Source organism: Kitasatospora sp. NPDC085464, assembly GCF_044541955.1.
GTDB lineage: Bacteria > Actinomycetota > Actinomycetes > Streptomycetales > Streptomycetaceae > Kitasatospora.
Map to the genome: position 1 here is coordinate 127,394 of NZ_JBITTM010000011.1, position 20,071 is coordinate 147,464.

General features: G+C 75.9%; 13 protein-coding genes. 10 read left to right on the forward strand and 3 right to left on the reverse strand.

Annotated features, from left to right (window positions below):
* The first annotated feature begins 15 nt into the window (after nucleotides 1–15).
* The 3 genes from ACIGG8_RS12260 (at nucleotide 16) to ACIGG8_RS12270 (ending at nucleotide 1,840) form a co-directional block, all read left to right on the forward strand.
* Nucleotides 16–741 (forward strand): isochorismatase family protein, encoded by a 726-nt coding sequence (locus tag ACIGG8_RS12260; RefSeq protein WP_396547445.1) that lies wholly within the window; start codon nucleotides 16–18, stop codon nucleotides 739–741.
* A gap of 5 nt (nucleotides 742–746) precedes the next feature.
* On the forward strand, nucleotides 747–971 hold the full coding sequence (locus ACIGG8_RS12265) for a phosphopantetheine-binding protein (protein ID WP_396547519.1): 225 nt from the start codon (nucleotides 747–749) through the stop codon (nucleotides 969–971).
* Between the two features lie 167 nt (nucleotides 972–1,138).
* A complete protein-coding gene (locus ACIGG8_RS12270) occupies nucleotides 1,139–1,840 on the forward strand; it encodes an AMP-binding protein (protein ID WP_396547446.1) in 702 nt (233 codons plus the stop codon).
* 72 nt (nucleotides 1,841–1,912) lie between these two features.
* On the opposite strand, the gene ACIGG8_RS12275 is transcribed toward ACIGG8_RS12270, so the two are convergent.
* Nucleotides 1,913–3,190 (reverse strand): amidohydrolase, encoded by a 1,278-nt coding sequence (locus tag ACIGG8_RS12275; RefSeq protein ID WP_396547448.1) that lies wholly within the window; start codon nucleotides 3,188–3,190, stop codon nucleotides 1,913–1,915.
* 118 nt (nucleotides 3,191–3,308) lie between these two features.
* Here ACIGG8_RS12275 and ACIGG8_RS12280 point away from each other — a divergent pair, with 118 nt between their 5' ends.
* The 4 genes from ACIGG8_RS12280 (at nucleotide 3,309) to ACIGG8_RS12295 (ending at nucleotide 13,039) form a co-directional block, all read left to right on the forward strand.
* Nucleotides 3,309–10,748: an amino acid adenylation domain-containing protein gene (locus ACIGG8_RS12280; protein WP_396547450.1), complete on the forward strand. Its 7,440-nt coding sequence runs from the start codon at nucleotides 3,309–3,311 to the stop codon at nucleotides 10,746–10,748.
* A complete protein-coding gene (locus tag ACIGG8_RS12285) occupies nucleotides 10,741–10,926 on the forward strand; it encodes an MbtH family protein (protein WP_396547451.1) in 186 nt (61 codons plus the stop codon). The genes ACIGG8_RS12280 and ACIGG8_RS12285 overlap by 8 nt, the downstream gene beginning before the upstream one ends.
* Nucleotides 10,927–11,063: 137 nt before the next feature.
* A complete protein-coding gene (locus ACIGG8_RS12290; protein WP_396547521.1) occupies nucleotides 11,064–12,422 on the forward strand; it encodes a DHA2 family efflux MFS transporter permease subunit in 1,359 nt (452 codons plus the stop codon).
* 68 nt (nucleotides 12,423–12,490) lie between these two features.
* Nucleotides 12,491–13,039: a Uma2 family endonuclease gene (locus ACIGG8_RS12295; protein ID WP_396547453.1), complete on the forward strand. Its 549-nt coding sequence runs from the start codon at nucleotides 12,491–12,493 to the stop codon at nucleotides 13,037–13,039.
* 96 nt (nucleotides 13,040–13,135) lie between these two features.
* On the opposite strand, the gene fes is transcribed toward ACIGG8_RS12295, so the two are convergent.
* Together fes and fhuB are read right to left on the reverse strand one after the other, a co-directional pair.
* Nucleotides 13,136–14,260, reverse strand: a complete 1,125-nt coding sequence (fes, locus tag ACIGG8_RS12300) for an enterochelin esterase (protein WP_396547454.1) — start codon at nucleotides 14,258–14,260, stop codon at nucleotides 13,136–13,138.
* Nucleotides 14,261–14,294: 34 nt separating this feature from the next.
* Nucleotides 14,295–16,562, reverse strand: coding sequence for a Fe(3+)-hydroxamate ABC transporter permease FhuB (fhuB, locus tag ACIGG8_RS12305; RefSeq protein ID WP_396547455.1), 2,268 nt, complete (start codon nucleotides 16,560–16,562; stop codon nucleotides 14,295–14,297).
* Between the two features lie 118 nt (nucleotides 16,563–16,680).
* Between fhuB and ACIGG8_RS12310 the strand changes: the two genes are divergently transcribed.
* The 3 genes from ACIGG8_RS12310 to ACIGG8_RS12320 all read left to right on the forward strand — a co-directional run bounded on the left by ACIGG8_RS12310 (nucleotide 16,681) and on the right by ACIGG8_RS12320 (nucleotide 19,825).
* Nucleotides 16,681–17,700 (forward strand): ABC transporter substrate-binding protein, encoded by a 1,020-nt coding sequence (locus tag ACIGG8_RS12310; protein ID WP_396547457.1) that lies wholly within the window; start codon nucleotides 16,681–16,683, stop codon nucleotides 17,698–17,700.
* A 53-nt stretch (nucleotides 17,701–17,753) separates the two neighbouring features.
* Nucleotides 17,754–18,536, forward strand: a complete 783-nt coding sequence (locus ACIGG8_RS12315) for an ABC transporter ATP-binding protein (protein ID WP_396547458.1) — start codon at nucleotides 17,754–17,756, stop codon at nucleotides 18,534–18,536.
* Between the two features lie 176 nt (nucleotides 18,537–18,712).
* Nucleotides 18,713–19,825, forward strand: coding sequence for a PQQ-dependent sugar dehydrogenase (locus tag ACIGG8_RS12320; RefSeq protein WP_396547459.1), 1,113 nt, complete (start codon nucleotides 18,713–18,715; stop codon nucleotides 19,823–19,825).
* Nucleotides 19,826–20,071 lie beyond the last annotated feature (246 nt).

Consider the following 20,071-nt stretch of genomic DNA (forward strand, 5'->3'; position numbering starts at 1 on the left):
TAAGGAACGACCATCGTGGGCCTGCCCCGCATCCCCTCCTATCCCATGCCCGCCGCCGAGGAGCTGCCCGTCAACCGGGTCGCCTGGACGGTGGACCCGGCACGCGCCGTCCTGCTGGTCCACGACCTGCAGAACCACTTCCTCGACGCCTTCGACACCGCGGCCTCTCCCGTTCCCGAACTCCTGTACGGTGTCGCGGACTTGGCCAAGGCCGCCGGTGCCGCCGGTGTGCCCGTCGTCTACTCGGCCCAGCCGGGCGGACAGAGCCCGGCCGAGCGCGGCCTGCAGCAGGACTTCTGGGGGCCGGGCATCCCGGACGACCCGCGGGCCACCGCGATCGCCGACGCCGTCGCGCCGGCGCCGGGCGACACCGTGCTGACCAAGTGGAAGTACAGCGCCTTCGTGCGCACCGAGTTGGAGCGGCTGCTGCACGAGCAGGGCCGGGACCAGTTGGTGATCACCGGGGTGTACGCGCACATCGGCGTGCAGGCCACCGCCTGCGACGCCTGGATGCGGGACGTGCAGGCCTTCGTGGTGGCCGACGCGGTCGCCGACTTCGGCCCGGCGGAGCACCGCGCCGCGCTGGCCTGGGTGGCCGGGCGCTGCGGGGTGGTGACCACGACGGCGGCCGTGCTCGCGATGCTCGACGGCGGCACGGACGGGACGGTCCCGGTGGACGGGACGCTCGTGGTGGACGGGACGGACGCTGTGGACGGGACGGACGAGGTGGAGGGGAAGTGACGGGCATGGGCTTCACGGTGGAGCGGATCCGGGCCGAGGTCGCCGACGTGCTCGGCGAGGACCCGGCGGACATCCCGCTGGACGAGGACCTGGTGGACTGGGGGCTGGACTCCATCCGGCTGATGACGCTCGCCGAGCGCTGGCGGGCGGAGGGCGCCGAGGTGGCGTTCGTCCGGCTCGCGGAGCGTCCGGCGGTCGAGGCCTGGGCCGAGCTGCTGGGCGCGGTCTGATGGAGGCGGTCGTGCGGGAGGCGGCCCGGGGGGCCGTGCGTGAGAGCGTCCGGGGGCCGGTTCAGGAGCCGGCGGGAACGGTCGTCCGGGAGCCGGAGCGGGAGACCGTCCGGGGGCCGGTGCGGGAGGATGCGCCGACCCCGGTGCCGTCCCTGCCCCGCCGTACGGTGACCTATCCTGCGACCACCCTGGTCGGGCCGGTGGAGGCGCAGGCGGCCCGGACGCCACACGCGCCGGCGCTGGTGCTCGCGGGCGGACTGACCGTCACGTACGGGGAGTTGAACGCCTCCGCCAACCGGCTGGCGCGCGCCCTGGCCGCCCGTGGGGCCCGCCCCGGCACGGTGGTCGGGTTGGCGCCGTTCCGCCGCCCGGCCGAGCTGCTGACGGCGCTGCTGGCGGTGGTGAAGTCGGGCGCGGCGTACCTGCCGCTGGACCCGGCGGACGCGCCCGGGCGGCGGGAGCGGCTGCTCGCGGAGAACGCGCCGGTGTGCGTGCTGGGGGAGGGGGTGCCGGGGGCGCTCGCCGGGCTGGAGGTGGACGGCGCGCCGGCCGTCGATCCGCCGCGGGCGCTCACCCCGCAGCACCTGCTGTGCGTCGGGTACGGCCCGGGCGGGCGCCCGACGGCCGTCCGGCTCACCCATGCCGAGGCGGACCGCCGGGTGCGCGAGCTGCAGGCGGAGCACCCGCTGGGCCCGGGCGACCGGGTGCTGCAGCTGGGGCTGCCGCTCTGGGAGTTCCTCTGGCCGCTGCGGACGGGAGCGGCCGTGGTGCTCGCCGACCCGCAGCGGGACGGGGACGTCGGGGCGGTGGTCCGGGAGCTGGGTGTGACGGCGGTGCGGGTGGCACCGGCCGCCCTGCTGGGCGCGTGACGGCGGACGGGTTTCAGATGACAACTTTCAGCGAACAGATGATGAAATCTGTTCGCTGAAAGTTGTCGACCGTCACGCGTGCGCCCTAGCCGCAGTCGAGCCCGCAGTCGAGGTCGCAGCCGAGCCCGCGGCCGGGGTCGGAGCCGAGGCGGCAGTCGAGGCGGCCAGGTCCGCCGCCGTCCACGCCATGGCGACCGCGCCGTCCAGCACCGCACGCTCCGCCTCCGCGCCCAGCGCCGCCTCGGCGAATGCCGCCTCGTGCGGGGCGCAGGCACCGCCGGTGATGTCCAGGACCGGATGGATCGAGGGCACCACGTGCGACACGTTCCCCATGTCCGTACAGGCGAACGGCCCGCTCTCGACCGGCTCCGGCCGGCCGAGGGCCGCCGCGTTGGCCCGCCACAGGGTCAGCAGTCCCGGGTCGGACCGCATGTCCAGGTAGTCCGGCTCGGGGCGGGACAGCTCCACCTCGCACCCGGTGGCCAGTGCCCCGGCGCGGAAGCAGTCCTCGACCCGGGAGCGCAGCTCCGCGAGGTCCTCGGCCGCCGAGGCCCGGATCTCGTACTCGGCGCTCGCGCTGTCCGGGATCAGGTTCGGCGCTGCGCCGGCCGCCGTGGTGATGCCGTGCACCCGCCAGTGCGGCGGGAGTTGCTGACGCAGCAGCCCGATCGCGACCTGGGCGACGGTGAGCGCGTCGGCGGCGTTGCGGCCGTCGTGCGGGTTGAGGCTGGGGTGGGCCGCGCGCCCGGTGTAGCGGACGGACAGGGTGCCGAGCGCGAAGGAACGGAAGTCGGCGACCTCGACCGGGCAGGGGTGCACCATCATCGCCGCGTCCGCTCCGGCGAAGGCCCCGGCCTCCAGCAGCAGCGCCTTGCCGGCCCCGCGCTCCTCGGCGGGCGCGCCGATCACCCGTACGGTGAGCCCGAGCCGGTCGGCGTACGGGGCGAGCCCGATGGCCGCGCCCAGGCCCGCGGCGGCGATCAGGTTGTGGCCGCAGGCGTGCCCGAGGCCGGGCAGCGCGTCGTACTCGCAGACCAGGGCGACGGTGACCGGTCCGGTGCCGAGGGTCGCGCTGAACGCGGTGGCCAGGCCGTGCGCGGGCGCGGTGACGGTGAAGCCGTGGCCGCGCAGCAGTTCGGCGCACCAGGCGGCGGCGCGGTGCTCCTCGAAGGCGGTCTCGGGGTGGGCGTGGATGCGTCGGCTGAGGGCGAGCAGCTCCTCCCGGTGTGCGTGCACGCGCTCGCGGACGGCCTGCTTGGTCGCGTCGAGGGTCGGCGTGGTCGCGCTTCCGGGCGGGGGCGTCGCTCCGGGCGTGGTCGCGCTTCCGGGCGGGGGTGCGGGCAGGGGCATGGGTGGCGCCTCCGGGGTGTCAGGGCCCGGATGGTCCCAGGCCGTTGACCAGATCATATGAAGTTAGATTAGGCTAACCTAAGTAAGGCGTTCCGGATCCCGAGGAGCTTTCCGAACCATGCCCGCCGCCGAGACCCACCCTGGCGACACCCAGACCGGCGACACCCAGCCCGGAGACACCGTCGACAGCGGGACCGTCGAGACCCTGGCTGCCGATGTCCCGTTGCTCGCCGCCCAGGCCGCCATCTGGTACGCCCAGGAACTCGACCCGGCCAGCCCGGTCTACAACACCGGCGACGCCGTCGAGATCGTCGGGCCGTTGGACGAGGACCGGTTCGAACGGGCCCTGCGGCAGGCGGTGGAGGAGGCGGAGGCGCTGAGCGCCGTCGTCGTCACCGGCCCCGACGGCACGCCCCGTCAGCGCCTGCAGCCCGGCTGCCACTGGCCGCTGCACCGGCTCGACCTGCGCGTCGCCGCCACCCCCGCCGAGGTCGTCACCCCCGCCGAGGCCGCCGAGGCCTGGATGCGCGCCGACCTCGCCCGCCCCGTCGACCTCGCCGAGGGCCCGCTGTTCGCCCACGCGCTCATCCGCCTCGCCGACGACCGGCGCCTCTGGTACCGGCGGATCCACCACCTCGCCGTCGACGCCTACGCGTTGACCCTCCTCGGCGACCGGGTCGCCGAGCTGTACCGCGCCGCCGGTGTCGCCGCCGGTGCCGAGCGCGCCGGTGCCGCCGACGCCGCCGAGCCCGCCGGTGCCGAGCCCGCCCCGAGCCCGTTCGCGCGCCTCTCCGATGCCGCCGCCGAGGAGGCCGCCTACCGTGCCGGCGAGGACTACCGGGCCGACCGCGCCTACTGGACCGCCCGGATGGCCGGCGCCGACACCCCGCCGACCCTTCCCAACACCCTCCCCGACACCCTCCCCGGCACTCTCCCCGGCACCCCCGCCCGCGCCCCCCGCCCGGCCCCGCTGCGCCACACCGCCGACCTCCCCGCCGGCACCCGGGACCGCCTGGAGCGTGCCGCCGGCGCCGTCCGCGCCACCTGGGCCGAGCTGCTGCTCGCCGCCACCGCCGGCTACCTGCACCGCCTCTCCGGCAGCCGCGACGTCGTCCTCGGCCTGCCGCTCGCCAACCGCCGCGGCCCGGCCGCCCTGCGCACCCCAGTCGCCACCGCCAACGTGCTGCCGCTGCGCCTCGCCGTCCGCCCCGCCGACAGCGCCGAGGCCCTGCTGCGCCGGGTGGTCCGCGAACTGCGCGCCGTCCGCCGCCACCAGCGCTACCCGCTGGAGGACCTGCGCCGCGACCTCGGCCGCACCGCCGACGGCCGCGCCCTGTTCGGCCCGATGGTCAACATCAAGGCCTTCGAGGGCGACCTCGACCTGGCGGGTCTGCCCGGCACCGTCCGCAACCTCGCCGCCGGCCCCGTGGACGACCTCGCCCTGAACGTCTCGCCCGGCCCGGACGGCGCGCTGCGCCTGGTCATCGACGCCGACCCGGCCCGCCACGGTGCCGCCTCCGTCGCCGCCCACCGCGACGGCCTGCTGCGCTACCTCGACGCCCTCGCCGACCTGCTGCTCACCGCCCCGCAGACCCCGATCGCCCGGATCGACCTGCTCGACGCGGACGCCCTGGGCCGGGCCACCGCGGGCCGGACCGAACCCCCGGCCGAGCCGACGGTGCCCGAGCTGTTCGCCGCCCGTGCCGCCCGCACCCCGGAGGCCGTCGCCGTCCGCAGCGGCGCGGACGCCCTGACGTACCGGCAGCTCGACATCGCGGCCAACCGGCTGGCCCACCGCCTGGCCGCGCTCGGCGTTCGGGGCGGCGCGCCGGTCGCGATCGCCCTGCCGCGCGGCGCGGACACGCTCGTCGCGATGCTCGCCGTCCTCAAGGCCGGCGGTGCCTGCGTGTCCCTCGACCTCGCCCACCCGCGGCAGCGGCTCGCCGCCGTGCTGGCCGACGCCCGTCCGGTCTGCGCGGTCGGCACCGCCGAGGCCCTCGCCGCGCTCGACCTGCCCGCCGACCTGCCCACGGTCCGCCCGGGGGAGGCGGACGGCGATGTGGACGGCGAGCCGGACGACGCCCCGCCGGCGCCCCGACCGGCCGACCCGGCCTACGTGCTGCACACCTCGGGCTCCACCGGCCGCCCCAAGGGCGTGGTGGTCACCCACGCCTCACTGGCCAACCTGCACGCCGGCCTCGGCGAGGACCACATCGCCCCCGCGCTGCGCCGCACCGGCCGCGAGCGCCTGCGCGTCGCCCACAGCGCCTCGTTCGCCTTCGACGCCTCCTGGGACCCGGTGCTCTGGATGGTCCACGGCCACGAGCTCCACGTGCTGGACGACGCCACCTACCGCGACCCGGCCGCCCTCGCCGCCCACCTCGACCGCGAGCGCATCGACTACCTCGACCTCACCCCCTCCTACCTCGAAGTCCTCATCGCCGAAGGGATCCTGGACGAGGGCCGGCACCGCCCGTCCGTCCTGGTGGTCGGCGGCGAGGCCACCCCGCCGACCCTCTGGCAGCGCCTGACCGCCGTCCCCGGCCTGCACCCCGTCGACCTCTACGGCCCGACCGAGACCACCGTCGACGCCTACGCCTGGACCCCCGGCCCGGACGGCGCCCCGGTCGGCCGGGTGGTGCGCGGCTCCCGCGCCTACGTCCTGGACGGCTCGCTGCGCCCCGCGCCCGACGGTGTCACCGGCGAACTGTACGTCGCCGGCGCCTGCTTGGCCCTCGGCTACCTCGGCCGCCCCGACCTCACCGCCGAACGCTTCCTCGCCGACCCCTTCGGTCCGCCCGGCAGCCGGATGTACCGCACCGGCGACCTCGCCCGCCGCCGCTCAGGGGGGTCCCCCCGGTCGGAGGCCGGGGGAAGCACCCTGGAGTTCCTCGGCCGCGCCGACGACCAGGTGAAGATCCGCGGCTTCCGCGTCGAGCCGGGCGAGATCGCCGCGGTCCTCGCCGAACTGCCCGGCGTCGCCCAGGCCGTGGTGATCGCCCGCCCCGGCCCGCAGGGCACGCGCCTGCTCGGCTACGCCGTCCCCGCCGCCGGTGGCGCCCCCGACCCGGCCGGGCTGCGCGCCGCGCTGGCCGCCCGGCTGCCCGCGCACATGGTCCCGTCGGCCGTGCTGCTGCTGGACGAACTGCCGCGCACCGCCCACGACAAGCTCGACCACCGGGCCCTGCCCGAGCCGGCTGCGGAGACCGAGGGCACCGCCGCGGCCACACCGCAGGAGGAGCTGGTCTGCGGCCTGTTCGCCGACGTCCTCGACCTGCCGCGGGCCGCCGGCCGGGAGGCCTCCTTCTTCGACCTCGGCGGCCACTCGCTGCTCGCCGGCCGACTCGCCGCCCGGCTGCGCGAGACCTTCGCCACGCCGGTCGGATTCGCCGACGTGTTCCGCCACCCGACCCCGGCCGGCCTGGCCGCCCTGCTCGCCGAGCGAACCGCCCAGGACGACGCCGATACCCACGGGGCCATCCCGACCGAGGTCGCCGCCAGCCGCCGCGGCGCCCCCCGACCGGGCCGTGCCCCCGGCCCCGCCCTCGTGCCCGTCCCGCGCACCGAGCGGATGCCGCTCTCGCCCGCCCAGCGTGGACTCTGGTTCCTGCACCGGCTCGAAGGCCCCAGCCCCACCTACAACATCCCGCTCGTGCTCACCCTCACCGGCCCGCTCGACCGGCCCGTGCTCACCCGCGCCCTCGGCGACCTCGTCGCCCGGCACGAGGTCCTGCGCACCGTCTACGGCGAGGAGCCGGACAGCACGCCGTACCAGCGGATCCTGCCCGCCGAGCCCATCGAACTGCACGACGGTTCCGGGGACTTGGCCGAGGCCGTCGGGTACGCCTTCGACCTGGCCGCCGAACCGCCGCTGCGGGCCACGCTGTTCTCCGCCGGGGCGACCGAGCACACCCTGCTCCTGCTGCTCCACCACATCGCCGGCGACGGCGCCTCCACCACCCCGCTGATCCGCGACCTCGCCGCCGCCTACGCCGCCCGGCTCGCCGGAGACGACCCCGAACTGCCGCCGCTCGAAGTCCAGTTCGCCGACCACGCGGCCTGGCAGCGGCAGCGCCTCGGCACCGCCGACGCGCCCAGCCCGCTCGCCGTCCGGCAGGCGGAGTACTGGCGCACCGCGCTCGCCGGGCTGCCCGACCAGCTGGAGCTGCCCACCGACCGCCCCCGCCCGGCCGTCGCCGACCACCGCGGCGCCACCGTGCCCTTCGCCCTCGGCGCGGAGGCGCACACCGCCCTCGCCGCCATGGCCCGGGCCGCCGACAGCACGGTCTTCATGGCCGTCCAGGCCGGGCTCGCCGCCCTGCTCACCCGGCACGGCTGCGGCACCGACATTCCCATCGGCACCCCGGTGGCCGGCCGCGAGGACGACGGAACCGCGGACCTGGTCGGCTACTTCGTCAACTCCGTGGTGCTGCGCACCCCGACGTCGGGCGACCCGACCTTCCGCGAGCTGCTGGCGCGCGTGCGCGCCGCCGCCCTCGACGCCCACGAGCACGCCGACCTGCCCTTCGACCGCCTCGTCGAGGAGCTCAACCCGGCGCGCTCACTCGCCCGCCACCCGCTGTTCCAGGTGATGCTCGCCTGGCAGAGCCGCCCCGACGAGCCCATCGACCTGGGCGGCGGCCTCACCGCCGAGATCGCCGCCGTGCCCAGCGGCACCGCCAAGTTCGACCTCACCCTCAACGCCGGCGAACTGCCCGGTGGCGGCATCGGCGGCTTCCTGGAGTACCGCACCGACCTCTTCGACGCCGCCACGGTGGCCGCGCTCGGGGAGCGCCTGGCCCGGTTGCTCACCGCCGCCGCCACCGCGCCCGACACCCCGATCGGCGGGCTCCCGCTGATCAGTGAGGAGGAGCGGCTGCGCGCCCTGGTGGAGTGGAACACCGCCCCGGCGCCGGCGGGCCGGGCCGGCGCGGCTCCCGGCGCCACGCTGCCCGAGCTATTCGAAGCGGCGGCCGAGGCCAACCCGACGGCCATCGCCGTGAGTTACCAGGGGCACCGGCTCGACTACACCGAACTCGGCGCCCGCGCCGACCGGTTGGCCCGCCTGCTGGCCGCCCAGGGCATCGGCCCCGGCACCATCGTCGCCCTCGCCCTGCCGCGCTCGGTCGAACTCGTCGTCGCCCTGCTGGCGGTGACCAAGTCCGGTGCCGCCTACCTGCCGCTCGACCCCGACTACCCGGCCGACCGGCTCGCCTACATGCTGGCCGACGCCACCCCCGCCGCCCTGCTCACCGACCGCGCCACCGCGCCCCGGCTGCCCGCCCACGAGGTGCCGCAGATCCTCGTCGACGGACCGGAGGCCGAGCGGTACCCCGCCGTCCCGCTGGGCCGGCACGAGCGCACCCGCCCGCTGCGCGCCGACGACACCGCGTACGTCATCTACACCTCCGGTTCCACCGGTCGTCCCAAGGGCGTGCCCGTCACCCACCACAACGTCGTCCGGCTGTTCGGCGCCACCGACCACTGGTTCGGCTTCGGCGCCGAGGACGTCTGGACGCTGTTCCACTCCTACGCCTTCGACTTCTCCGTCTGGGAGCTGTGGGGCGCCCTGCTGCACGGCGGCCGGCTGGTCGTCGTCCCGCACCTGGTCAGCCGCGACCCGGCCGCCTTCCTCGACCTGCTCGCCCGCGAACGCGTCACCGTGCTCAACCAGACGCCGTCCGCGTTCTACCAGCTGAGCGCCGCCGACCGGGACCGCCCCGGCAGCGAACTCGCCCTGCGCTACGTGGTGTTCGGCGGTGAGGCCCTGGAGCTCGCCCGCCTGGACGACTGGTACTCCCGGCACGCCGAGGACGCGCCGACGCTGGTCAACATGTACGGCATCACCGAGACCACCGTGCACGTCTCCCACATCGCCCTCGACCGGGCGAGCGCCGCCGCCGGAAGCAGCAGCACCATCGGCGTCAACATCCCCGACCTGCGCGTCTACGTCCTCGACGGGCACCTGCAGCCCGTCCCGCCCGGCGTCACCGGCGAGATGTACGTCGCCGGGGCGGGCCTCGCCCGCGGCTACCTCGGCCGCCCCGAGCTCACCGCCACCCGCTTCGTCGCCGACCCGTACGCCGAGCTCTTCGGCGAGCGCGGCACCCGGATGTACCGGTCCGGGGACCTCGCCCGCCGCCGCGCCGACGGCGTCCTGGAGTACTTCGGCCGCGCCGACCAGCAGGTCAAGCTGCGCGGCTTCCGGATCGAACTCGGCGAGATCGAGGCGGTGCTGGCCGCCCACCCGGCCGTCGCCGACGCCGCCGTCGTGGTCCGTGAGGACACGCCGGGGGACAAGCGGCTGGTCGCCTACGCGGTGGCCGGCGGCGAGGCGGACGGCGCTCCGCAGCCGGAGGAGCTGCGGGCCCACGCCGCCGCCGAACTGCCCGTCCACATGGTGCCGTCCGCCGTCGTCCTGCTCGACCGCCTGCCGCTGACCGCCAACGGCAAGCTCGACCGCCGCGCCCTGCCCGCCCCCGGGGCGCCGTCCGCGGGCGCCGGCCGGCCGCCGCGCACCCTGCGCGAGCAGCAGCTGTGCGAGCTCTTCGCCGAGGTGCTGGGCGTGGCCGCGGTCGGCGTCGAGGACGACTTCTTCGCCCTCGGCGGGCACTCCCTGCTGGTGGTGCGCCTCGCCGGGCGGATCCGCGAGGTGCTCGGGCTGGAGGTCGGCATCGGCACGCTCTTCCAGGCCCCCACACCGGCCGCTCTCGACGCCTCGCTCGCGGCCGGCGCCGAGTCGACCGACGCGCTGGACGTCCTGCTCCCGCTGCGGCCCGCCGCCCCCGGACGGCAGCGCCCGCTGTTCGCCGTCCACCCGGCCGGCGGCCTCAGCTGGTGCTACACCGGCCTGATCCGCCACCTGCCCGGCGACATCCCGATCTACGGCCTCCAGGCCCAGGGCGTCGGCGCCGCCACCGCCGCCGAACCGCTGCCCGGCACGATGGAGGAGCTCGCCGCGCACTACGTCGACCGGCTGCGCGAGGTCCAGCCGGAAGGACCGTACCGACTGCTCGGCTGGTCCACCGGCGGGATCATCGCGCACGCCGTGGCGGTCCGGCTCCAGGAACTCGGCCAGGACGTCGAGCTGCTGGCCATCCTGGACGCCTACCCGGCCGAGGGCTTCCGCGAGCTGCCCGTGCCCGACCAGGCCGAGGCCCTCGAAGCACTGCTCACCATGGGCGGCTTCGGCCCCGCGGACCTCGACGGCCGACCGCTCGAACTCGACGCCGTCACCGAGCTGTTGCGCCGCGAGGGCAGCCCGCTCGCAGGCCTCGACGACGCCACCGTGGCCGCGCTCAACCGGATCTACCTCAACACCAACCACCTGGTGCGCGGCTACGACCACCGGCGCTACGACGGCGACGTGCTGTTCTTCCGCGCCACCGTCGACACCATCGACGACGCCCTGGTGCCCGAGCTGTGGGCCCCGTACGTGACCGGCCGGATCGCCGACACCGACGTGGCCTGCTCCCACAAGGACATGACCCTGCCCGCCCCGATCGCGCACATCGCGAGCGTGATCGCCGACCACCTGGAGAAGACCTCCGATGAGTGACGCACCCGTCAACCCCTTCGACGCCGAAGGCGAGTTCCTGGCGCTCGTCAACCCCGAGGGGCAGCACTCCCTCTGGCCCGCCTTCGCCGCCGTCCCGGCGGGCTGGAGCGTCGCCCACGGCCCGTGCGAGCGGGCCGCCGCCCTGGAGTGGATCACCGCGCACTGGACCGCCCTGTGACTCCTCCCGACGCCGCTCCGGGGGCCGCGCCCGACGCCGCTCCCGGGGCCGCCGCCGACGCCGCTCCCGGGGCCGCCGCCGACGCCGCCGCCGAGGCCCCTCCCGGGGCACCCGGTGCCCGGGGCCCGGCGCGTCCCCTGCTCAGGGGGCGCGCCGCGGTGGTCGTCGTCTACACGGCCGCGATGTGCATGAACGGCCTGGACTCGACCATCGTCAACCCCGCGCTGTTCAGCATCGCCGAGGACTTCGGCCGCCCGGTCTCGGCGGCCAACGCCGTCGAGACCGCCTTCCTGGTCGGCCTCGCCCTCGGCCTGCCGGTGGCCGGCTGGCTCGGCGACCGGTACGGCGTGAAGCGGGTCTTCCTCGGCGCGCTCGCCGCCTTCACCCTCGCCTCCGCGCTGTGCGCCGCCGCCCCCGGGCTCGGCCCGCTGGCCGCCGCACGGGCGGTCCAGGGCGTGGCGGGCGGTCTGCTCACCCCGGTCGGGATGACCCTGCTGTTCCGGGCCTTCGCCCCGCACGAACGGGCGGGCCTCGGCCGGATCCTGATCGTCCCGACCGCGCTGATGCCCGCCCTCGGCCCGCCGCTCGGGGGCTTCCTCACCGAACACCTCTCCTGGCACTGGCTGTTCCTGGTCAACGTGCCGATCGGGGCCGCGGCCGTCGCGACCGGCCTGTTCGGCCTGCGGGCAGCCGAGGAACCCCCGACCGGCCGTTTCGACACCACCGGTTTCCTGCTCGCCACCCCCGGTCTCGGCCTGCTCACCTACGCCCTCGGCTTCGGCCCGGCGCACGGCTGGTCCTCCCCGGGCGTCGCCCTCAGCGGGGTGACGGGCCTGGTCCTGCTCGGCGTTGCCGTGCGGCACCAACTCCGCACGGACGAACCGCTGGTGGACCTGCGGCTGCTCGCCGACCGGACCTTCGGGGCGGCGAGCTCACTGGCCCTGCTCACCTCGGCCGGGCTGATGGGCGCGCTCTTCGCCCTGCCGCTGCTCTACCAGGCGGCCCTCGGCGCCTCCGCCCTCGACGCCGGGCTCAGCGTCTTCCCGGAGGCGATCGGCCTGATGGCCGCCTCCCAGGTGGTCGACCGCCTGCTGCCCCGCCTCGGGCCGCGCCGGCTCGCCCTGCCGGGGCTGCTGCCGGCCGCGGCGGTGCTCGCCGCACTCGGCTTCGCGGAGGACCCGTGGCTGGTCCGGGCCCTGATGTTCGGCGTCGGCCTGATCCTCGGCACCGCCGTCCTCACCGTCCAGATCGCCGGCTTCGCCGACGTCCCGCCGCCCGCGATGGGCCGGGCGATGGGCCTGTTCACCATCCTCCGCACCCTCGGCGGTGCCCTCGGCATCGGCGCCGCCGCCGCCCTCATCGGCGCCCTGCCCGCCGACTCCGGCACCACCCCCTACCGGCTCGCCCTCCTCCTGACGGCCCTGCTGGTCGCCGCCGGAGCCCTCCTCGCCGCTCGCCTCCCGGCCGAGGCCCCGGGCCCGCCCCCGGAGGACTGAGCGCCGCGCGGATCCCGCTCCGCGTGCTCCGGCTGCCGTACGGTGGCCGGAGCACCGGAGGAGAGCGCATGGATCCCGATCGCCACCACCTGCTCGAAGAGGCCCGCCGCGCCCTCCCGGACGGCTTCAAGGCCGAGCTGTCCGGCGACACCGTCGTCATCCAGGCACCGCCGTCCCCGATCCACCAGTTCGACCTCGCGATCGTCCAGCGCCAGTTCGAGGCGCACTGCCCGTCCGGCTACTTCCCGACCGGGAACAGCGACCTCTCCTCGCCCGAGGTCGGCTCAGTCCGGAACCCCGACCTCACCTACCTGCCCGAGGACGTCATCGAGCTGGGCCGCGAGGTCCCCGCCGAACTGGCGCTGATCGCCGTCGAGATCGTCTCGCCGTCCAACCCCGAGAACGACTGGACCGGCAAGGTCCGCGACTACCCGCGGATGGGCTTCCCGCTCTACCTGATCGTGGACCCGCGGCAGAAGACCGTGACGCTGTTCTCCGAGCCGAACCGCGACCGCTACCACACCAGGACGGAACGGGAGTTCGGCGAGACCCTCCGCATCCCCGAGCCGTTCGCCTTCGAGCTGGACCTGTCCCGGCTCGTCCCGTACCGGGACTGACGGCACCCGCCGCTGCGCGGCTCCGGCATTCGGGCCCCCGAACGCCGGAGCCCGAGCGCAGGGGCCCGGCCGCCGGGCGACCAGGCCCCCTCCGTGCTACGTCGCCGTCCCGGGCGGCGTGCCGTTCCCCAGCAGGTGCGCCAGCCCGTCCGCGAGTCCGCCGCGCCAACAGGCGTAGTCGTGACCGCCGTTGAACTCGCGGTAGGCGAGGTCGTAGCCGCGCGCCCGCAGCACGTCCCGCAGGTGTCGGTTCTGGGTGAGCAGCATCCACTCCTGCAGCCCGACCTCGACGTAGAAGCGGGCCGCGCGGCGTTCCCCGGTGGCGAACTGCCGGGTCAGCCACTCGCTGCCCTCGTCGAACTCCGTCTCGTCCGGCCACCAGAAGGAGCCGGACTGGGAGAGTGCGTTGCCGAAGCGGTCCGGCCGGCGGTAGGCGGCGTAGGCGGCGGTGAGCCCGCCCGCGCTCTGGCCCGCGATCACGGTGCCGGCCGGGTCGGTGGTCGCGCCGAACTCCGTTGCGGCCCAGGGGAGGAGGCGGTCGGCGAGCAGGTCGACGAAGGCCGGGTTGCAGCTGAGGTCGGCGGGCCGTTCGGGGCCCATGGTGTGGACGAGCAGGGCCACGACGGGCGGGATCGCGCCGGCGGCGGCCAGGTTGTCCAGCGTGTCGCCGACGGACAGCACCTCGCCCCACATCTCGCCGTCCAGCAGCACGACGACCGGGTGGGGGCCGTCCCCGTGCTCCGCCGGCAGGTGGACGTCCACCCGCCGCCCGGCGACGGTGTGCGGCACGGTGCGGCCGCGCGGCACGCCCTGGCGCCGCCGGACGTACGGCTGCGGCGGCGCGTCGGGCAGGCTGAGCACCGAGGCGGGGTGGCGGCCGTCGCGGGCGGGCAGCCGGGGTTCGGTGTCGTACGGGTCCGGGCGGGCGTGGTCGAGGACGCGCAGCCAGTCGGAGCGGGTCGTGCCGGGGGCGTCGCCGCGGAACGGGTAGAGCTGGTAGGAGGCCCGGTGGTCGGCGCGCAGCCGGTAGGTGATCGACCACGTTCCGTCGTCCCGGCGTGCCATCAAGTGCGGCGTGAGGTCGCCGTCGTGGCGGTCCTTGTCGGTCACGGTGTGCAGCAGCGCGAGGACGCCGTCGCACTCGTCGTCCCGGTGGGTGAAGGTGACCAGGCGGTGGGCGGGGTCGTGCGGGTCGGGTGCGACGAGGGGAGGGGTTTCCATGGTCGTGGTCTCCTGAAGAGGCTTGCGAAGAGGCTTACGCGGTGCGGCCGTTGCGGCCGAGCAGCACCCAGAGCAGGAAGGGGCCGCCGAGGACGGTGGTGACGATGCCGACGGGGATCTCGACCCCGCCGATCAGCACGCGTCCCAGGGTGTCCGCGAGGACGACGAGCAGGGCGCCGGTCAGCGCCGAGCCGAGGACGGGGACGCGGGCGGGCCCGGCCAGGCGTCCGGCGATCACCGGCGCGGCCAGTGCCACGAAGCCGACCGGTCCGCAGACGCCGACCGCCAGCCCGGCCAGTGCCACGGCCAGCAGCAGGCAGGCCAGCCGGACACGGCCGGGGTCGACGCCGAGCGCGGAGGCGACGTTGTCGTCGAAGCGCAGCACGGCGAGCCGCCGGGCCGCCGCCAGGGCGAGCGGCACCAGCACCGCGAGCCCGATCAGGACGGGCGTGGCGATGGCGTAGTCCCGGCCGTTGAGGCTGCCGGAGGTCCAGACGTACAGCGAGCCGGCGGAGTTGAGCGAGCGGCGGGCGAGCGCGACCTGGATCACCGCGGAGGCGAGCGCGGACATGGCGAGCCCGACGACCAGCACCCGGTAGCCGCGGGCGCCGAGCCCGCCGGAGACCAGGGTGACGACCAGGACGGCGGCGAGCGCGCCGAGCGGCCCGGCCCACCAGGCACCGAAGGTGCCCGAGGCGGTGGCGGAGACCAGCACGGCGGCCGTGGCGCCGTCGTTGACGCCGAGGAGTTCGGGGGTGGCGAGGCGGTTGCGGGCGAGGGTCTGGGTGAGGCAGCCGGCCAGGCCGAGCGCGGCCCCGGCGGCGAGCCCGGCGACGATCCGGCCGACCCGGAACTTCTGCACCAGCAGGACGTCGAGGCGGTCGCCGTAGCCGAACACGGCCTGGAAGGTGCGGCCGAGGTCGAGTTCGCTCTGCCCGGCGTGCGCGGAGACCACGACGGCGCCGAGCAGCGCCGCGGCGAGGCCGAGCGAGGCGGCCAGGGCCCGGCGGGGGATCAGCAGCGACCAACTGCCGTACCGCAGCGTCGTGTCCGGCTTCGGGGCGGGAGGTTCGGCGTGCCGTACGGGCGGGGCGGCGGCCTCGGCCGGGTCGGTCATGGCGAGGGCGGCGGCGCGCCGGGAGCGGACGATGGCGATCAGCGCCGGGGCACCGACGAGGGCGACGATCACCGACACCGGCGCCTCGAACGGCCGGGCCACCACCCGGGCCAGCACGTCGGCGCCGGTGAGCACGGCGGCGCCGAACAGGCCGGCCAGCAGCGTCAGTCGGCCGACCCGGGGCCCGGCGACGGCCCGGGCGAGGAATCCGGCGAGCAGTCCGAGGAAGGAGATCGGCCCGGCCAGGGCGACGGCCGAGGCGGTGAGCAGGGTGACGGCGGCGGCGACCGCCGCGCGGGTGGCGCCGGGCCGGTGGCCGAGGCCGCGGGCGAGGTCGTCGCCGAGGGCCAGCGCGGTGAGCGGCCGGGTGGTGAGCAGGGCGAGCAGGAAGCCGGCGCCGAGGACGGGGGCGAGCTGGCGCAGGGTGGTCCAGCCCTCCACCCCGGACAGCGAGCCGAGCACCCACACCCGGTAACGGTCGTACGCCTCGGGGGAGTTGACGATCAGCACACCGGTGAGGCCGCCGAAGGTCGCGCCGACCGCCGAGCCGCCCAGGACCAGCCGCATCGGCGATCCGCCGCCGCGGCTGCCCGCGATCAGCAGCACCAGGGTGCTGGCGAGCACGGCGCCGCCGAAGGCGAAGGCGAGGTACCCGTAGGAGGTCTGCACGCCGAGCACGGCGATGCCGAGCACGACGCCGAGGGAGGCGCCGGCGTTGACGCCGAGCAGTCCGGTCTCGGCGAGCGGGTTGCGGGTGACGGACTGCAGTTGCGCCCCGGCGACGCCGAGCGCGGCGCCGACCAGCAGGGCGGTGACGGTGCGGGGGAGTCGCAGGTCGCCGACGACCAGGGCGAGTCGGCCGTCGGCGCGGGCGCCGTCGCGGTTCAGCAGGTAGTCCAGCACCCGTCCGGGGCCGACCTCGCCGGCGCCGATCGACAGGGACAGTGCGGCCAGCGCGAGCAGGAGCGCCAGCGCCCCGACGATGACCGGCCAGGCGGGGCGCCGGGGCTCGGCCCGGTCGGACCCGGGTCGGTCGGATCCGGACCGGCGGGGCCCGGACCGGTTCGGCTCGGGCCGGTTCGGCTCGGGCCGGTGCGGTTCGGAGCGGTGTGGCTCCCCCGTCGGCGACGTGTCCGGCGCGGCGGCGGGGGACGCTTCGTGGGCGCCCGCTTGCGACAATGTCATAAGGTAAGGCTAACCTAATGGCCGAGTCGCCCCGCAGGGCGCCCGGCAGGGCACCTCCGTCCTGTCGGGCTGCCCGCACGTCGCTCAACTCCCGTACCACTATTGCCCGGAGGCACCCATGCCGTTCGCCCGTCGCCCGCTCAGCCCCGTCCGCCACCGCGCGGCCCAGGCGCTGGCCGTCACCGGGGCGGCCGCCCTGCTGCTCACGGGCTGCGGCTCCTCGGGCACCTCCGGCTCCTCCTCCGCCGCCGCCTCCTCCCCGGCGGCGGACGCCGCGGGCGGCGGCAACGGCGGCAAGCGGACCGTCAAGGACGCCACCGGCAAGGCCGTCGAGGTCCCCGCCGAGCCCAAGCGGATCGTCACGCTCACCCAGGAGGACCTGGACGCGGTGCTCGCCCTCGGCGTCAAGCCGGCCGGCATCACCAACGGCCAGGGCCTCAACGAGCCGCCCGCGTACCTGAAGGACAAGGTCCAGGGCGTGCCGGTGGTCGGCAACCTGCTGCAGCCGGTGATGGACAAGGTGATCGCCGCCAAGCCCGACCTCATCCTGGCCGGTGACATGCAGGACGAGCAGGTGCTCAAGCAGCTGCGCGAGATCACCCCGGCCACCCTGGTCACCATGGCGCCCACCGACGACTGGAAGCTCGCCTTCCGGGGCATCGGCAACGCCGTCAACAAGCTCGACCAGGCCAACAAGGTGATCGGCGACTACGAGGCCAAGGCCGTCAAGGCCGGCGGGGAACTCACCCGGAACAAGGGCGCCGCCGTCTCCATCGTCCGCTGGAACCCCACCGGCCCGAGCTGGATGGAGAAGAAGCAGTTCGCGAGCGGCGTCGCGCTCGACATGGGCCTCACCCGCCCGGCCGCGCAGGACAAGGACGGCAACGCGCACAGCCCGGCGCTCAGCCTGGAGAAGCTCTCCGAGATCGACGGCGACTGGCTGTTCCTGTCCACCCTCACCGACGACGGCAAGTCCGCGCTCAAGGACGTCCAGTCCAAGCCCGCCTACCAGGAACTGAACGCCGTGAAGAACAACCACGTCGTGACGGTGGACGGCTCGGTCTGGTCCACCCGGGGCGGCCCGCTCGCCGCCGACGCCGTCATCGGGGACATCGGCAAGGCGCTCGGCGGCAACTGAGCGCGCACCGGACCGGGGAGCCGCCATGGAGGGGACACAGGGGAGTTGACGCTGTGGAGTTGACGATCGAGGGGCTCACCGCCGGCTACGGCCCGGGCCGCCCCGTGCTCGGCGGGGTCGACCTCACCGTCCCGACCGGGAAGGTGGTGGCGGTGGTCGGGCCGAACGGCTGCGGCAAGTCCACCCTGCTGCGGGCCGTCGCCCGGCTGCACCGCCCGGACGGCGGGCGGGTCCTGGTCGGCGGCGAGGACGTCTGGCGGCTGCGGCCGCGGCAGGCCGCCCACCGGATCGCCCTTCTGCCGCAGAGCCCGCAGGCACCGGAGGCGGTCACCGTCGCCGGGCTCGTCCGCTACGGCCGCCACCCGCACCAGGGCCTGTTCCGCCAGTGGTCGGCGGACGACGAACGGCTCACCGCCGAGGCCCTGCGCGCCACCGGCGTCGAGGACCTCGCCGAGCGCCGCCTCGACCGCCTCTCGGGCGGCCAGCGCCAGCGCTGCTGGCTCGCCATGGTGCTCGCCCAGGACACCCCGGTCGTCCTGCTCGACGAGCCGACCAGCGCGCTCGACCTCGGGCACGCGGTCGAGGTGCTGGAACTCGTGCGCCAGGTCGCCGCGGGCGGCCGGACCGTGGTCATGGTGCTGCACGACCTCGCGGGGGCGGCCCGCTACGCGGACCTGCTGGTCGCCCTGCGGGACGGCGCGGTGGTGGCCTGCGGACCGCCGCGCGAGGTGGTGGACGCGCCGCTGGTGCGGGCGCTCTACGACATCGACAGCCACGTCCTCACGGCGCCGGGCGACGGCGCGCCGGTCATCGTGCCCCGGGCGCCGGCGGTCTGAAGGCGGGCCAGGGGGCGGGGTGGTGGTCCGAGGGCGGGCCGGGCGGCGGGAGTGGTGGTCCGAGGGCGGGCCAGGCGGTGGGGGTGGTGGTCCGAGGGCGGGCCGGGCGGCGGGGCAGCGGGGCAAGCGTGGGCGGATGTGGTGTGCTGGGCACCCCGTCCGCCGAGAGGTCCCCGGTGCGCTGTCGTCGTCTCGCCGTCCTGCTGCTGGGCGCACTGCTCCTGCCCGCCGCCTGCTCCTCCGCTCCCGTCCGCGGCTCCGCCTCCTCCGCCACCGCTTCCGCCCCGGCGTCCGCCGGGCCGGTGGTGCGGGCCACCCTCGCGGAGGGCTTGGCCGTCCCCTGGGGCGTGGCCGTGTTGCCCGACGGGGACCTGCTGGTCTCGGAACGGGACACCGCGCGGATCGTGCGGGTCGCCGCGACCGGCGGCACGACGAGCGAGGAGGGTGTCGTACCCGGCGTCACGGCCGGCGGGGAGGGCGGTCTGCTCGGCCTCGCCCTCTCCCCGTCCTTCGCCGACGACCACCTGGTCTACGCCTACCTCAGCACCGCCGGGGACAACCGCGTCGTGCGCATCGGCTACCACCCGGAGCGGCCCGCCGGCTCCCGACTCGAAGCACCGGTCGACGTGTTGAGCGGAATCCCGCACGGCCCCCGGCACAACGGCGGCCGGATCGCCTTCGGCCCGGACGGCATGCTCTACGTCACCACCGGTGACAGCAGCGACCCCGAACTCGCCCAGGACAAGGGCTCGCTCGGCGGAAAGATCCTCCGGCTCACCCCCGACGGCGCCCCCGCCCCGGGCAACCCCTTTCCCGGGTCGCCGGTCTACTCCTACGGCCACCGCAACGTGCAGGGTCTCGCCTGGGACGGCGAAGGGCAGCTCTGGGCCAGCGAGTTCGGCGAGGACACCTGGGACGAACTCAACCTGATCCGGCCCGGCGGCAACTACGGCTGGCCCACCGTCGAGGGGTCCGGCCACCGCCCCGGATTCCTCGACCCCGTCGCCCAGTGGCACCCCGCCGACGCTTCCCCGAGCGGGCTCGCGTACGCCGGCGGCGCCCTGTGGATGGCCGCCCTGCGCGGCACCCGGCTCTGGTACGTCCCGATCGCGGGTGACCACCTGGCAGGCAGCCCGCAGTCCTACCTCGACGGCGCATACGGACGGCTGCGCACGGTCGTCACCGACCGGGACGGCACGCTGCTGCTCGCCACCGGCAACACGGACGGCCGCGGCGACCCGCGCCCGGGTGACGACCGCATCCTGCGGCTCGGCGTGCCTGGGTCCTGAGTCGGCCTGGGTCGCGAGCCGTGCCTGCGTCCTGGGCCGTGCCTGCGTCCTGAGTCGTGCCTGCAGCCTGAGCCGTGCCTGGGTCCCGGGCCGTGCCGGTGTCCCGGGCCGTGCCGGAGTCGGGATCCGAGCGAGTTCGTTCACTCGTTCGAGGGGTTTGAGCCCCGCCGGCCATCGACCACCGGCCCCCGCCCGTCGCGTTGTCAGTGGGCCTCGCTACGTTCCTCGCATCGCTGGTCAGCAGGC